Origin of the sequence: Empedobacter sp. UBA5528 (assembly GCF_002426075.1) — a bacterium.
Taxonomy (GTDB): domain Bacteria; phylum Bacteroidota; class Bacteroidia; order Flavobacteriales; family Weeksellaceae; genus Empedobacter; species Empedobacter falsenii_B.
In genome coordinates this window covers 80,155-94,265 of the sequence record NZ_DINY01000035.1, presented here as the reverse complement: position 1 = coordinate 94,265, position 14,111 = coordinate 80,155, and the positions used below count along the sequence as shown (strand labels likewise).

Below are 14,111 nucleotides of genomic sequence, written 5' to 3'. Positions count from 1 at the left end.
CTTCGAAATTATTGTTCCAAATCGTTTTTGCAGCATTCAAAAGATTAACCGTACCAATCACATTCGTCATCACAAACTCTAATGGATTTGTAATCGAACGGTCTACATGAGATTCGGCAGCTAAATGAATCACCCCATCTGGTTGATACTGTTCAAAAATCTCTAAAATATGTTTCGCATCCGTAATATCTGCCTTTACAAATGTATAATTAGGCTGATTTTGAATATCTTTTAAATTTTCTAAATTTCCTGCATANNTTTAAGACAAATTCTCTTACAACGTGAGAACCGATAAATCCAGCTCCACCTGTAATTAAAATAGTTTTCATAGTATTTTATAGTCGTTTATCAACTTCTTCTTTTGGCAAAGCCCCTTTTACATCATAAATCACACCATTTTCTTTTAAATAATCAGTTAACTGAAGATTTAAAAATTCGTCGTGTGAAACGGTTAATATAATGGCATCATACCTTTGGTTTGACAACTCATTCATGATGTTTATTTTATATTCTTTTTCAACCTCTTTTTGATTCGCCCATGGATCAAAAGTAGAAACTTCAATTCCATATTCTTCTAAAGCATGAATCACATCAATTGCTTTCGAATTACGAATATCAGGGCAATTTTCTTTAAAGGTAATTCCTAAATTGAGAATTTTTGCGCCCTTTACTTTGATATCGTTATTTATTAACAATTTAACAACCTGAGAAGCCACAAACGCTCCCATCGAGTCATTCAATCGTCTTGCAGCTAATATCAATTCAGAATAATAACCAATTTCTTGTGCTTTTTGAGCCAAATAAAATGGATCAACACCAATACAATGTCCTCCAACCAAACCTGGTTTGAATGGTAAAAAATTCCATTTTGTTCCAGCAGCTTCCAAAACATCGTTTGTATCAATATCCATTAGCGAAAAAATCTTCGATAATTCATTGATAAATGCAATATTGATATCACGCTGCGAATTTTCGATCACTTTTGATGCTTCTGCAACCTTGATTGTAGGTGCTAAATGAGTCCCAGCAACAATTACTGATTTATATAAATCATCAACAATTTTTCCAATTTCTGGCGTTGAACCTGATGTTACTTTTAAGATTTTCTCAACCGTGTGTTTTTTATCGCCTGGATTAATTCGCTCTGGTGAATATCCCGCATAAAAATCTTGGTTAAACTTCAATCCCGAAGAATGTTCCAATACTGGAATACATTCTTCTTCTGTAACACCTGGATAAACTGTAGATTCATAAATAACAATATCATTTGGTTTCAACACTTTACCTACCGTTTCCGAAGCTTTTTTCAAAGGAGTCAAGTCTGGTCGATTATTTTTGTCCACTGGCGTAGGAACGGTTACCACATAAATTGTCGCATCTTCAATATCCGTTATATCTGATGAACAAAACAATCCATTTTCTACTTGAATAAAAGGATTTTGTTTAACTAAAACATTTTGTAAAACATTATTCTCAACTTCTAAAGTTGAATCTACTCCATTATTTAATTCAGCAATACGTTTCTGATTGATATCAAACCCGACAACAGGGTACTTTGTTGCAAATAATCGAGCTAATGGTAAACCTACGTACCCTAAGCCAATTACTGCTATTTTATGTTGTTGATTCATTTATTATAATATTTTCTGTACCATTGTACAAAGTTATACACTCCTTTGTCAACCGGATAATTAGGATTATAACCAAATTTATCTTTCAAATCTTGGACATCGGCCCATGTTTGATTGACATCTCCTGCTTGCATCGGATACATTTCTAAAATAGCTTTTTCGCCTGTCGATTTTTCAATTTCTTTGATAAAATCCATCAGCTGAACTGGCTTACTATTTCCTATATTGTATAATTGGTATTTTTCGTTTGTATTTTTATCTTCAAGTATTTTATCAATTCCTTGAATAATATCATCAATGTACGTAAAATCTCGTGACAAATCGCCGTGATTAAATACTTTTAAGGGTTGATGATTCAAAATGGCATCTGTAAACAAAAACATCGCCATATCTGGTCGTCCCCACGGTCCATAAACCGTAAAAAAGCGTAAACCTATCGTTTGGAAATCGTACAAATGGCTATACGCATGCGCCATTAGCTCGTTTGCTTTTTTGGTTGCAGCATATAAACTAATAGGATGATCAACATTTTGATTTGTTGAAAAAGGAACATCTGAAGAGTTTCCGTAAATACTTGAACTACTTGCGTACAGTAATTTTTTGACGTTATAATTTCGGCAACATTCTAAAATATTTAGAAAACCAACCAAATTACTTTGTCCATAAGCATCTGGATTTTCGATACTATAACGAACTCCGGCTTGCGCTGCTAAATTGATTACAGCATCAAAAGAATAGTGCTGAAATAAATCTGACAAAGTTTCTTTGTCTTCTAAATTCATACGATAAAAAATCATTTTTTCTTCATGTTTAGAAGAAATGACTTTTTGATCAAAATTTGAAGCAAATTCTTGATCGATTCCTAATTCTTTTAATCGATCATATTTTAACTGAATGTCATAATAATCGTTAATGTTATCAATTCCAACAACTTGAATATTTTTTCCGATTAGTTTTTCAGCTAAATGATAACCTATGAAACCAGCTACGCCAGTTATGAATACTGTTTTCATTATTTCTCCTTTTCAGAAGTCGCAACTACTTTTCTCAGTCCAGAACTAGAAAAACGATGAGTACGTTTGTTGTAGTAAATTTGAATATGATTATCTAAACAATATTGTTTTCCCGTAAAGTCGATATTTCGGTATTCTTCCCCTATAATTCTAATATTTACTGGTAAAGCACTTAACATATCAAACAAATCTTGTTCGGTTTCGTAAGGAATAATTTCGTCGACATATCGACAACCTTCTAACTGTATATAGCATTCTACGATGGATTGTGTAGGGCTATTTTTTGAAGGGTCTACTGCTGCAGGATCTGTATTAAGCCCTACAATTAAGTAGTCGCATTGTCTTTTGGCTTCTTCGAGCATCATCACATGACCTGCATGAAGAAGGTCAAATATACCGAATGTAATTCCTGTTGTCATTTATAATAATATTGTTGGAGCAACAAATTTAAGGATTTATATTGAATTAATTTTAAGCTTTTATGACATAAAAAAAGCACTCAAATCGAGTGCTAAGTATTTAAATTAATTCAGAATTTCTTTTTTCTAAATGTGTATAAACATTCTTTACTTCCTGTGAATATTCTTTTTGTAGAATTAAATTCGCGGTTGGGGTATTCACAAAAATGGTGTTTTGTAAACCAACAAAAGAAGTATAAACATCTGTCCCAATCACCATGTTTCCATTACGATCGACATAATGGCCGTTCATCACAAAATAATCATACAAGGATTCGAAAGAACCTAAATCATTCCAAACAAATTTTGCTGGAACTACTTTTATCTTCTTGCTTCGTTCCATTACGGCATAATCGATACTGTTTGAAGGAATATTCATTGAAAGTTCTTCGTTCAACTCCCCATTGATATTATCTGCCCAAGCAATTTTTGAAGTTTCATAAATTTCTTTTTCAAATTTCTTTAATTCTTTCAATAAAACTCTCGCTTTGAAACAAAACATTCCACTATTCCATAAAAAGTTTCCTTGCTCGATAAAATCTTGCGCCGTAATATGATTGGGTTTTTCGCGGAAAGAAAGTACATTATCTCCTTTGTGCTCAATATAGCCGTAACCCGTTTCTGGACGAGTCGGATGAACGCCAAATGTGACGATATAATCTTTTTCGGCTAACGCAATCGCTTTTTTCATCGCGTCTTGATAAGCTTCCATATCTTCGATCAAATGATCAGATGGTGTGACAATTAGAATATCATCATCCTCAACTGCTAAAGCTGCAAATGCAATCGCCGCTGCAGTATTACGTGGAACAGCCTCTACAATTTTCGTGTATTCTACATCGAGCTTATCTAAAGCTTCTTGACTTAAATGGTCATTATCTTTATTCCCAATCACAATTAATTTATCGGCAATTGGACGATTACGTTGAATCGTTAACTCAAATAATGATTGCTCATTAAACAAAGGTAAATATTGTTTTGGATGACTTTTACGAGAAAGTGGCCATAAACGACTTCCTACTCCTCCAGATAATATCACGTTATAAATACACATAAATTCTTCTAATTCGAACTTGCAAAGTTATTAAAAACTACTATATCATAGCATGCTATTATGATTTTTCTTTTAAACACAAAAAAAGCGTTCAAAATTGAACGCTTTAAAGTATTGGTATTGATTTTCTTAAATCATCGAAATACGTAATGTATTTGTAATTCCTTTCTCAAATGCTGGCATTGCATTCAGATTGATGATATAATCACCATATTCTACATAACCTTCATTTTTCGCCAAGATATTGACCTCCGTTACCGTTTGATCGGTAGAAGTATCTCTTGGATCGTAGTTAATTGATTTTACGCCCCATAACAAATTCAACATACGGTTAATACGTTTACTTGGATTGAAAACCAAAATAAATGAATTTGGACGATGAGAAGAAATTTGGAAAGCGGTATAACCAGAATATGTTAAAGTGGCAATTGCTTTCGCTCCTGTATCTTCTGCCATTCTAGCTGCATTATAACAAACCATATCGGTTACAAAACGTTCGTTTTTGATCTTTGGTTTGTGCTCAGGTACATGTACGTGCTCATCATCTTCAACAGTTTGAAGAATCTTCGTCATTTTCTCAATAACTTGTACAGGATATTGTCCTACAGAAGTTTCTCCAGATAACATCACGGCATCTGCTCCATCAAAAACTGCATTTGCAACATCAGAAACCTCAGCACGAGTTGGTGTCAAACTAGAAATCATTGTTTCCATCATTTGTGTTGCAACAATAACTGGCTTACGCGATAATTTCGCTTTGTCAATTAATTGTTTTTGCGCTTTTGGAACGATTTCAAACGGAACCTCAACTCCTAAATCTCCACGAGCAACCATTAATCCATCCGAAAATTCTAAAATATCATCTATATTTTCTAATGCTTCAGGTTTTTCAATTTTAGAAATAATTGGAATTTTTACTGTTCCATGTTCTTTGATAAATTCTGATAAATCTTTTACATCTTGTCCAGAACGTACAAAAGATAATGCAAACCAATCGACACGATTTTCGATTGCGAATTTTGCATCTTCTTTATCTTTTTCTGTTAAAGCAGGTAAAGAAATATTGGTGTTTGGTAAGTTAACTCCTTTTTTAGAACGTAGCGGACCTCCTTGAATCGTTTCTGCTTTTACAGTATCTGTTCCGTTTGTCTCGATTACTTTGAAGATTAATTTTCCGTCATCAATCAAAATATTTTCTCCCACTTGCACATCTTGCGCAAACTTTTTGTACGTCATAAAAACTTTTTCGTTCGTTCCTACAACATCCTCGTTTGTGAAAGTTAAAATATCTCCTGGATTGATTACGAAATCTTCGTGTTCCATTTTTCCAATACGCAACTTAGGACCTTGTAAATCCGCTAAAATTGCTGTATTGTAGCCATGATCGTTATTTAATTGATGAATTGTTTCAATCTTACGTTTCACATCCGCATAGTCTGCGTGCGAAAAGTTGATACGGAACACATCTGTTCCTTTTCTCATCATTTCTAATAAAATCTCTGGACTATCGGTTGCCGGACCTAAAGTCGCAACAATTTTTGTCTTTTTAAGATATTGTCTATCGTAAATCATAATTTTTCCCTTTTTTTATGCACAATATTTTGTTAGAAAACCAATTGATCTGCATTGCTAATCAAATCGATATCTATTTTTTTGATCGTTTTTATAAAATCTTTTTCTACAAATGGTAGTTGAAGATATTGTAGTTCATCTTCCCAACCAGAGATTTTTACAACATAGTTGCAATCCTTGTAATTTGGCACAAGAATAACGCTCCCTTTGAAAAGATTGGATAAATCTACTTCATTTTTTTTAAAATCGGATTGATTTGGTGTATTTTTAATGATATGATAATCTATTTTATTTGCTTCGTCTAACCATTGATAGGTTTCGAAAAAATAAGTATGCTCATCTAACAGAATATCCAAATCGTGAATACGCTCAAAACGCGTATCAAAAGTAGAGTTGAGATGGAAAATAAATTGTATAGAAGTGTTAAAACTAGAATTTACGCCTATGAGATGAAAATCTATCCAATCATCATATAAGAGTAATTCTGCCATGTTTCTAAACTTTTTCTATTTTCTTTTGTAACGAATAGTACGCGCGTTTTGCTGCACTTTCCTCCGCTTTCTTTTTAGAAGTTCCTCTCCCTTTCGAGATAACTTTATCATTGAGACGGATTACTGACACAAAAACCTGCAAATCTTCTGCGTTTTGCTCCTCAAATGTATTGAATCTTATCGTATTTCTCGTTTTTTGACTCCATTCCAAAATCAACGATTTGTGACTTGTAATCGTGTGTTCCAAACGATCTAAATCCGCATAAGGGTCAATAATTTTGACTTGAATAAATTTTTGTACTGCAGCTATACCTCCATCAACATAAATTGCACCTACCAACGCCTCCAACATATCGCCATTTACGTCTTCACCTAAATTGTTGTGATTGTTCATTGGATCCAAATAATCTAACAAGCCAAGTTGTTTGGAAACGGCATTCAATTGTTTACGCGAAACAATTTTAGAACGCATTTTTGTCAAATAACCTTCTTGTTGATCGGGCGCTTTGTAGTATAAGTACATTGCTGCAGAAGCACCAAGTAATGCATCTCCTAAAAACTCTAATCTTTCAAAGTTTATACTGTTTCCATTTTCATCTTTTTTCTGTGCAGATCTGTGGGTAAATGCTTCTTTAAAAACCTCAACATTGCGAGGAGTATAACCCAAAATCGACTTCAAAAATTTCAAAAAAGGATCAGATGAATTTGAATCATCACGATGATTTTTAAAAGAAAATAATTTTTTTAAGAAAGACATTACTTATACTTCTTAAATATCACACAAGCATTGTGACCACCGAAACCAAAAGTATTACTCAATGCATATTCTACATTTTTCTCTTTTGCTTTGTTAAATGTATAATCAATTTTAGGATCAAGATTCTCATCATCCGTAAAATGATTAATTGTTGGTGGAACGATACTGTTATTGATTGCTCCAATAGCCGAAATCGCTTCAACAATCCCTGCACCACCTAATAAGTGACCAGTCATAGATTTTGTTGAATTGATTTGAATATTATAAGCATGTTCTCCAAATAATTTTTGAATTGCTTTAGATTCTGCAATATCTCCTAATCCAGTCGATGTACCATGCATATTGATATGATCTACATCTTCTACGCTGATATTGGCATCTAATAAAGCTTCTCTCATCACATTAAGCGCGCCTAATCCTTCTGGATGTGGTGCTGTAATATGGTGAGCATCTGCTGTCATTCCTGTTCCTACTAATTCTGCATAAATGGTAGCTCCACGTGCAATTGCATGTTCGTATTCTTCTAAAATAATACTTCCAGCTCCTTCTCCCATTACAAAACCATCGCGGTCTTTATCGAATGGACGAGAAGCAGTTTTTGGATCATCATTTCGTGTAGATAACGCATGTAATGCATTGAAACCTCCAATACTTGCAGCTGTAATCGCAGCTTCTGACCCTCCTGCAACAATTGCATCAGCTTTTCCAAGTCTTAATAACATGTAAGCATCAATAATTGCGTTTGTAGAAGAGGCACATGCCGAAACAGTTGTATAATTAGGTCCCATAAGACCAAATTCCATTGAAATATGACCAGGCGTGATATCTGCAATCATCTTAGGGATAAAGAAAGGATTGAAACGTGGTGTTCCATTTCCTGTTGCGTAATTCGAAACTTCTTCTTCAAAAGTTTTAATTCCACCAATTCCAGATCCCCATATAACGCCGATACGCTCTTTGTTTACATTTGTATCTTCTAAGATTCCACTGTGTTTTATTGCTTCTCTAGCTGCAATAATTCCCAATTGGGCACAACGGTCAATTTTTCTTGCCTCTTTACGATCAAAATGATCTTCGATATTGAAGTTCTTGATCTCACAAGCAAATTGTGTCTTAAAAAGAGTTGCGTCAAAAAGCGTAATAGGCGCAGCGCCACTTACACCATTCACTAATCCATTCCAATATTCTTGGTATGTATTTCCGATTGGTGTTAGCGCGCCTAAACCTGTTACTACTACTCTTTTTAATTCCATAAAATAGGAACTATTACTTGTTTAAGTCTTCGATGTATGTTACAGCTTGACCTACAGTTGAAATTTTTTCTGCTTGATCGTCTGGAATTTGGATATCAAATTCTTTTTCGAATTCCATGATTAATTCTACTGTGTCTAATGAATCAGCTCCTAAATCGTTAGTGAAACTTGCTTCTAGCGTAACTTCGCTTTCGTCAACTCCTAATTTATCTACGATAATCGCTTTCACTCTTGATGTAATGTCAGACATAATTTTCTAATTTTAATTGTTGTAAACTAGTGCAAAAATATAAAACTTATATTAAATACAAGTTTTTTTTTACATGCACGCATAAGAACTTGGAAATATATGGTAAATAAATATGCACGAAAACGTTTAAGCGAATGACATAAGTCAAATTTTTCACGCTTCTTTTTATTGTAACTTTGTGCAAAGTTTTTACCTTTAATATTTAAAAATACTATAAAAATCACAAAAATGAGCATAGAATTGGCATCTTACGGAATAAAAAATTCCAAAATTAACTATCAATTATCTCCTCAAGAGCTTACAGAGAAAATGATAGAATTAGGACAAGGAGAAATTACATCTTCTGGAGCAGTAAATATGTTAACCGGAGAATTTACAGGACGTTCTCCTAAAGATCGTTTTATTGTTAAAGACGAAATCACTGCAGAAAACATTTGGTGGGATGGAAACATCAATATTCCTTTCGATTCTGATAAATTTGACGCTTTATACGATAAAGTTGTTGAGCATTTAAGCAACCGCGAAATTTATGTACGTGATGCTTTTGCTTGTGCTGACGATGCTTACAAAACAAAAATTAGAGCAATTACAGAAACGCCTGCTGCTAATTTATTTATTTATAACATGTTTATTCGTCCAACAGAAGAAGAATTAAAAAACTTTGGTGATGCTGAATGGACAATTATCAATGCACCAACTTTTGTTGCAGATGCTAATGAAGATGGTACAAGACAACACAATTTCTCTATCTTAAATTTTAAACGTAAAATCGTTTTAAACGGAGGAACTGGTTATACAGGAGAAATGAAAAAGGGTATTTTTTCTGCCTTGAACTTCATCATGCCAGTATTTAGAAATACTTTACCAATGCACTGTTCTGCTAACTCAGGTGAAAACGGAGATACAGCAATGTTCTTTGGATTATCTGGTACAGGAAAAACAACTTTATCGGCAGACAAAAACAGACGTTTAATTGGTGATGATGAACACGGATGGACAGAAGACAATACAGTTTTCAATTTTGAAGGTGGTTGTTACGCAAAAGTTATCAACTTATCTCCAGAAGGTGAGCCAGAAATTTTTGCAGCAATCAAAGACGGAGCTTTATTAGAAAATTGTAAATTAATTCCAGGTACTAACGAGGTTGATTTTACAGATACATCTATCACAGAAAATACACGTGTTTCTTATCCAATTGATTATATCGAAAATATTGCAGTTCCTTCTGTAGGAAAGAATCCTAAAAATATTTTCTTCTTATCGTTTGATGCTTACGGAGTTTTCCCTCCAATTGCAAAATTAAACCCAGATCAAGCGGCTTACTTATTTATCTCAGGATATACATCTAAAGTTGCTGGTACAGAAGCTGGTGTTACAGAGCCTCAAACTACATTTTCTACATGTTTTGGTGCACCATTCATGCCGTTACACCCAACTAAATATGCTGAAATGTTGAGCGATAAAGTTGAGAAAACTGGTGTAAATGTTTGGTTAATCAACACAGGTTGGAATGGTAAAAAAGAACGTATGTCGTTAAAAGATACACGTGCAGTTATCAATGCAGCTTTGAACGGAGATTTAAACAACGTAGAATTCAAAAAAGATCCTTATTTCGGATTTGAAGTTCCAGTTGCAATCGAAGGTGTTGCTTCAGAAAAATTAAGTCCAGCGACTTCTTTTGATTCTACAGCAGCATACGAAGCAAATGCGAAAGAATTAGCAGATAAATTCAAAGCGAACTTCAAGAAATTCGAAGAATTTGCAACTGCTGATTTATTAGCTGGAGGGCCAACAATTTAAGATTAAAATTAAATCATATAAATTCTGGATTGCAATTGTAATCCAGAATTTTATTTTGGAGCAAACTTTAATGTTATAAACGGAGATAAAATCAACCCTAATTGACTCGTTTTTAAAGCGCTGAAATTAACTAAAGAAACCACTTTTTTCTTAAAGCCTTTTTTATCAACATCGCAATAAAAACCGTTTTCTATCGTACAGCTAAAATTATATTTTTTTGCCAATTGATGGTAATCAGACAATGGTAATATACGTTCCATCCAACTACCAAAATCGGGTTCACAACAATTATATTGATCAACATCAACCTGCATCACAGCTTGGTTTTGTCGGTAATATTCCAAAAAATCAATCAAGTCCACATAACGCAAACCACGAGATTTAGTTGCTAATAATTCTAATTCCTTTTCTGTTAATTCTGGACCTATTTTCTTTAGATATTCCTTTCTCTTTGGACAGTACTCTTCAATTTCATCTTTCTCCATTAATTTTCTTAATCTTTTCGCTTTAATGAAATTTTTAGGATTAGAAGCTGTTGTAAATAACATTTTTATTGAAGAATTAAGCTGACTGAAATAATTAAACATTTCATCCAAATCATGAATATGTTCTATTGTATCTGTCGAAATCAAATAATCTACTTTGATATTTCTATCCTTGATAAATTGTAACAATTCTTGATAAGATCCTTCAATATAATAATCGGGACCAAAACCTATTTTTTGACTTATTTTCTGAATTGTTGAAACAGAACTCGGATTAAAATCGCAATAAATCACTTTAAATCCTTTTTGTTTTAAATACAGACTTAAAAAACCATGACCACCACCAAAGTCAACAATGTATTCACCTTTAATAGGTGCAAAATTGATCAGTTTTTGCAAAGAATAATCAAACATTTGAAAGTAATAAAATAACGTAGGTTGCATATTTTCGATATAATCTATATTATATTCATTAATTCCTAAATCCTTAAAATTAATCTGATTTATTAATTTTACTACTGATTTTATTTCTTCTGAACAAAAAGTATTTTGATATTGTTGATAAGCATTCATATTACATTTTCAAATAAAATTCTTTTGTTAAATTAATGTAATCTTCGGTATATTGATGACGTTCGACTTCGATGATTAACTCATTTTCAAGGCATTTCTTGTCATGAAAACTAAATTCTAACAACACACGTTTTGTAACCGTTGTCGAATTCCCTTTGATATAAACGACTCTAGATAGTTTTAAAGCGTTTTGAATAGCTATTTCACTAAAACTACCCATTTGATCGTAAGGTATAATAAAACTCGCTAAACCGTCTTTGTGTAGTAATTCAGCAGTTTTTTTGATTAATTCTTCAAAAGTCAATGTTTCTTGCTGCCGTGCTTGTTTACGCGCGTCAAAATCAACCGTATCATTCACCACAAAAAAAGGTGGATTACTGACAATCAAATCATATTTTTTATTGGTTGAATAATCTTGAAGCGATGAATTAAAAATGGTTAATCGATCTGAAAAAGGTGTATTATCGAAATTTTCTTTTGCTTGTAAAAAAGCATCGTTATCAATTTCTATTGCATCAATCGTAACAAGAGGAAAACGTTGCGCTAACATCAACGAAAGTAATCCAGTTCCTGTACCAATATCTAAAATAGTATTTCCACTTTTTAAAGTAGCCCATGCACCAAGTAAAACACCATCTGTGCCTACTTTCATTGCGGTTTTGTCTTGAAAAATTTCGAATTGTTTGAATCGAAAAGGTTTTCTATTCATTGCAAGGAATCAAAATGTAGAATGTTGTACCAACAGAAATTTCAGTTTCGAAACGAATTGTTCCATCGTAATCGTCAATAATTTTTTTCACCATTGGCAAACCAATTCCCATTCCACTATTCTTTGTTGTAAACTTTGGAACAAAAATAGAATCTTGTGATTCGACAGGAATTCCATTCCCGTTATCTTGAATGGTTATATGCAAAAAACCATCCACTAAAAACACATCTACTTTAACTTTCGCAATACGAGATTTCGGAATAGATTGAAACGCATTCTTTGTAATATTGGTGATAATTCGATTCAAATATTGTTTATCAAAAGTCATCATGATGATGTTGGGAGAATAATTAAATTCGATAAACTCCAATGGAAAAACATATAGCGCATTTTTTATGACGTCCACCACATCAATTTTTGCATCTTTACGAGAAGGCATTTTAGCAAAATCTGAAAAAGCTTCAGCAATCGCAGAGATGGTATCAATTTGTTGCAATAAAATATTAGTTGTTCGCATCGTCTTTTCTTCAAGATTTGGATCATTTACATCAAATTTTCGCATATAATTCTGAATCATTAATCGCATTGGTGTTAATGGATTCTTGACTTCATGCGCAACTTGTTTTGCAAAATCTCGCCATGCTTCTTCACGTTCTTGCTTAGCTAATAAATCTGATTGTTCCCGCAATCGGTTCAACATATCATTGTAAGAATCTACCAAAACTTTTATTTCATCATTACCATCATAACGAATAGGCATATTGTTCGCAATAACTTCTGTTTCGCGAATACGATCTGCAAATGACCAAAGTTTATTCAGCGTACGTTTTGTAACAAAATAAACCGCCAACGTTCCGAACAAAAGAATAACACCAAAAGCCAATCCGTAACTACCAATTAATGTAAACATGTCTTGTTGTAAAAAATCTTGGTTAGATTGATAAGGTAGACAGAGAACAGCAATGTTTTCGTTGTAATAATTTTTGATATGACTATAAGACGAATAAACATTGTTATCGTCAGCTGTATCTTTATTCGTTACGATAAAATCATTTGACTTTTGCAGTTTATCTAATATTTTCTGAGGTAAAACATTGTAAGTCGTCGAAACGGGCTGTGTGGTTAAAATTTTATTACCACGTAAATCATAAATTACAATATCGGTTTTATTGATATCTCCAATGCGAAGAAAACTATCTTCTAAAATTGCATGAATATTATCTTGGGTTGCAATTCCAGGATAATTATCCATTTCATAATCTATTGCAGACTCTACCGCTCTAACTTTTCGTTTGAGAATATCTTCGTGGTATTGTTTAGTTTGTTGATTGAAATGATTAGCAGTAATCAGCAAAATAGCGCCTGCTGTAAATAACAAAATCGATACCATATAAATGATAATACGAACGGGTAGCGATAGGTTATTTTTTTTTCTAATCATTTTTATTGTTGGAATAATCTTTTGACGTATTTTCCTAAGATATCAAATTCTAAATTCATTGTATCGCCAACTTTCACTTGATTAAGGTTTGTAAACTCCCAAGTATATGGAATAATTGCAACCGAAAACTGCCCTACTTTACTGTCAACAACTGTTAAACTAATTCCGTTAAGACAAATCGAACCTTTTTCTACTGTAACATTTCCAGACGATGCTTCATCATATTCTACTGTAACAAAAAAGCTACCATTTTGGTTTTCTATCGAAACAATTTTTCCGGTTTGATCTACATGTCCTTGCACAATGTGACCATCGATACGACCATTGTATTGCAAACATCGTTCTAAATTGATCAAATCACCTTCTTTTAAAGTGTTAAAATTTGTTTTTTGTAAGGTTTCCTCTATAGCAGTGACTTTGTAAAGTCCATCTTTGAAATCAACAACTGTTAAACAAACTCCATTATGTGCAACACTTTGATCAATTTTTAATTCATCACAAAAATCAGCTTCAATCCATAAATGTAAATTAGATTGATCTTTTTCCGCTTTAATAAGCTTTCCTACTCCTTCTACGATTCCTGTAAACATGATGTTATTTTTGGTGAAATTAATAATTAAATTA

At 32.9% G+C, this 14,111-nt stretch carries 14 protein-coding genes and 1 pseudogene; 1 reads left to right on the top strand and 14 read right to left on the bottom strand.

The genetic code is table 11. From position 1 onward, the window contains the following. The 10 genes and pseudogenes from B4L98_RS08475 to B4L98_RS08430 form a co-directional block, all read right to left on the bottom strand. A pseudogene (locus B4L98_RS08475) lies at positions 1-329 on the bottom strand (GDP-mannose 4,6-dehydratase); the annotation flags it as partial. A 6-nt stretch (positions 330-335) separates the two neighbouring features. Further along, complete coding sequence (locus B4L98_RS08470; protein ID WP_291078022.1) at positions 336-1,631, bottom strand: nucleotide sugar dehydrogenase; 1,296 nt, start codon at positions 1,629-1,631, stop codon at positions 336-338. Next, positions 1,628-2,644: an NAD-dependent epimerase/dehydratase family protein gene (locus B4L98_RS08465; protein WP_291078020.1), complete on the bottom strand. Its 1,017-nt coding sequence runs from the start codon at positions 2,642-2,644 to the stop codon at positions 1,628-1,630. Before B4L98_RS08465 ends, B4L98_RS08470 begins: the two co-directional genes overlap by 4 nt. After that, positions 2,644-3,063 carry an adenylyltransferase/cytidyltransferase family protein gene (locus B4L98_RS08460; protein WP_291078018.1) on the bottom strand — a complete coding sequence of 140 codons (420 nt, stop codon included), beginning with the start codon at positions 3,061-3,063 and terminating at the stop codon, positions 2,644-2,646. The genes B4L98_RS08465 and B4L98_RS08460 overlap by 1 nt, the downstream gene beginning before the upstream one ends. A 100-nt stretch (positions 3,064-3,163) precedes the next feature. Then, a complete protein-coding gene (locus B4L98_RS08455; protein WP_291078016.1) occupies positions 3,164-4,156 on the bottom strand; it encodes a mannose-1-phosphate guanylyltransferase in 993 nt (330 codons plus the stop codon). A gap of 129 nt (positions 4,157-4,285) precedes the next feature. After that, positions 4,286-5,728, bottom strand: a complete 1,443-nt coding sequence (gene pyk, locus B4L98_RS08450) for a pyruvate kinase (RefSeq protein WP_291078014.1) — start codon at positions 5,726-5,728, stop codon at positions 4,286-4,288. A 32-nt stretch (positions 5,729-5,760) separates the two neighbouring features. Beyond that, complete coding sequence (locus B4L98_RS08445) at positions 5,761-6,219, bottom strand: IPExxxVDY family protein (RefSeq protein ID WP_291078013.1); 459 nt, start codon at positions 6,217-6,219, stop codon at positions 5,761-5,763. A gap of 4 nt (positions 6,220-6,223) precedes the next feature. Continuing rightward, the gene (gene rnc / locus B4L98_RS08440; RefSeq protein WP_219034125.1) at positions 6,224-6,976 is read right to left on the bottom strand and encodes a ribonuclease III; all 753 of its coding nucleotides are present in this window, start codon (positions 6,974-6,976) and stop codon (positions 6,224-6,226) included. Then, positions 6,976-8,229 carry a beta-ketoacyl-ACP synthase II gene (gene fabF, locus B4L98_RS08435; protein WP_291078011.1) on the bottom strand — a complete coding sequence of 418 codons (1,254 nt, stop codon included), beginning with the start codon at positions 8,227-8,229 and terminating at the stop codon, positions 6,976-6,978. The genes rnc and fabF overlap by 1 nt, the downstream gene beginning before the upstream one ends. Before the next feature lie 13 nt (positions 8,230-8,242). Then, on the bottom strand, positions 8,243-8,479 hold the full coding sequence (locus B4L98_RS08430; RefSeq protein WP_038336002.1) for an acyl carrier protein: 237 nt from the start codon (positions 8,477-8,479) through the stop codon (positions 8,243-8,245). A 228-nt stretch (positions 8,480-8,707) separates the two neighbouring features. Here B4L98_RS08430 and pckA point away from each other — a divergent pair, with 228 nt between their 5' ends. Beyond that, complete coding sequence (gene pckA / locus B4L98_RS08425; RefSeq protein WP_291078009.1) at positions 8,708-10,279, top strand: phosphoenolpyruvate carboxykinase (ATP); 1,572 nt, start codon at positions 8,708-8,710, stop codon at positions 10,277-10,279. Between the two features lie 50 nt (positions 10,280-10,329). Here the strand turns inward: pckA and B4L98_RS08420 are convergent, their stop codons facing one another. The 4 genes from B4L98_RS08420 to B4L98_RS08405 are packed head-to-tail and all read right to left on the bottom strand — an operon-like array spanning position 10,330 to position 14,077. Continuing rightward, a complete protein-coding gene (locus B4L98_RS08420; protein WP_188319451.1) occupies positions 10,330-11,337 on the bottom strand; it encodes a class I SAM-dependent methyltransferase in 1,008 nt (335 codons plus the stop codon). 1 nt (position 11,338) lies between these two features. Further along, positions 11,339-11,989 (bottom strand): tRNA1(Val) (adenine(37)-N6)-methyltransferase, encoded by a 651-nt coding sequence (locus B4L98_RS08415; RefSeq protein ID WP_291078007.1) that lies wholly within the window; start codon positions 11,987-11,989, stop codon positions 11,339-11,341. Between the two features lie 49 nt (positions 11,990-12,038). Further along, positions 12,039-13,487, bottom strand: coding sequence for a sensor histidine kinase (locus B4L98_RS08410; RefSeq protein ID WP_291078005.1), 1,449 nt, complete (start codon positions 13,485-13,487; stop codon positions 12,039-12,041). 2 nt (positions 13,488-13,489) lie between these two features. Then, entirely contained in the window at positions 13,490-14,077 is a 588-nt protein-coding gene (locus tag B4L98_RS08405; RefSeq protein ID WP_291078003.1) for a riboflavin synthase, read from the bottom strand. Positions 14,078-14,111: the final 34 nt, after the last annotated feature.

What these genes read in the sequence shown, in the direction of transcription:
- B4L98_RS08470 (WP_291078022.1), bottom strand. Translation starts at nt 1,631, where the DNA reads ATGAATCAACAACATAAAATAGCAGTAATTGGCTTAGGGTACGTAGGT.
- B4L98_RS08465 (WP_291078020.1), bottom strand. Translation starts at nt 2,644, where the DNA reads ATGAAAACAGTATTCATAACTGGCGTAGCTGGTTTCATAGGTTATCAT.
- B4L98_RS08460 (WP_291078018.1), bottom strand. Translation starts at nt 3,063, where the DNA reads ATGACAACAGGAATTACATTCGGTATATTTGACCTTCTTCATGCAGGT.
- B4L98_RS08455 (WP_291078016.1), bottom strand. Translation starts at nt 4,156, where the DNA reads ATGTGTATTTATAACGTGATATTATCTGGAGGAGTAGGAAGTCGTTTA.
- pyk (WP_291078014.1), bottom strand. Translation starts at nt 5,728, where the DNA reads ATGATTTACGATAGACAATATCTTAAAAAGACAAAAATTGTTGCGACT.
- B4L98_RS08445 (WP_291078013.1), bottom strand. Translation starts at nt 6,219, where the DNA reads ATGGCAGAATTACTCTTATATGATGATTGGATAGATTTTCATCTCATA.
- rnc (WP_219034125.1), bottom strand. Translation starts at nt 6,976, where the DNA reads ATGTCTTTCTTAAAAAAATTATTTTCTTTTAAAAATCATCGTGATGAT.
- fabF (WP_291078011.1), bottom strand. Translation starts at nt 8,229, where the DNA reads ATGGAATTAAAAAGAGTAGTAGTAACAGGTTTAGGCGCGCTAACACCA.
- B4L98_RS08430 (WP_038336002.1), bottom strand. Translation starts at nt 8,479, where the DNA reads ATGTCTGACATTACATCAAGAGTGAAAGCGATTATCGTAGATAAATTA.
- pckA (WP_291078009.1), top strand. Translation starts at nt 8,708, where the DNA reads ATGAGCATAGAATTGGCATCTTACGGAATAAAAAATTCCAAAATTAAC.
- B4L98_RS08420 (WP_188319451.1), bottom strand. Translation starts at nt 11,337, where the DNA reads ATGAATGCTTATCAACAATATCAAAATACTTTTTGTTCAGAAGAAATA.
- B4L98_RS08415 (WP_291078007.1), bottom strand. Translation starts at nt 11,989, where the DNA reads ATGAAAGTAGGCACAGATGGTGTTTTACTTGGTGCATGGGCTACTTTA.
- B4L98_RS08410 (WP_291078005.1), bottom strand. Translation starts at nt 13,487, where the DNA reads ATGATTAGAAAAAAAAATAACCTATCGCTACCCGTTCGTATTATCATT.
- B4L98_RS08405 (WP_291078003.1), bottom strand. Translation starts at nt 14,077, where the DNA reads ATGTTTACAGGAATCGTAGAAGGAGTAGGAAAGCTTATTAAAGCGGAA.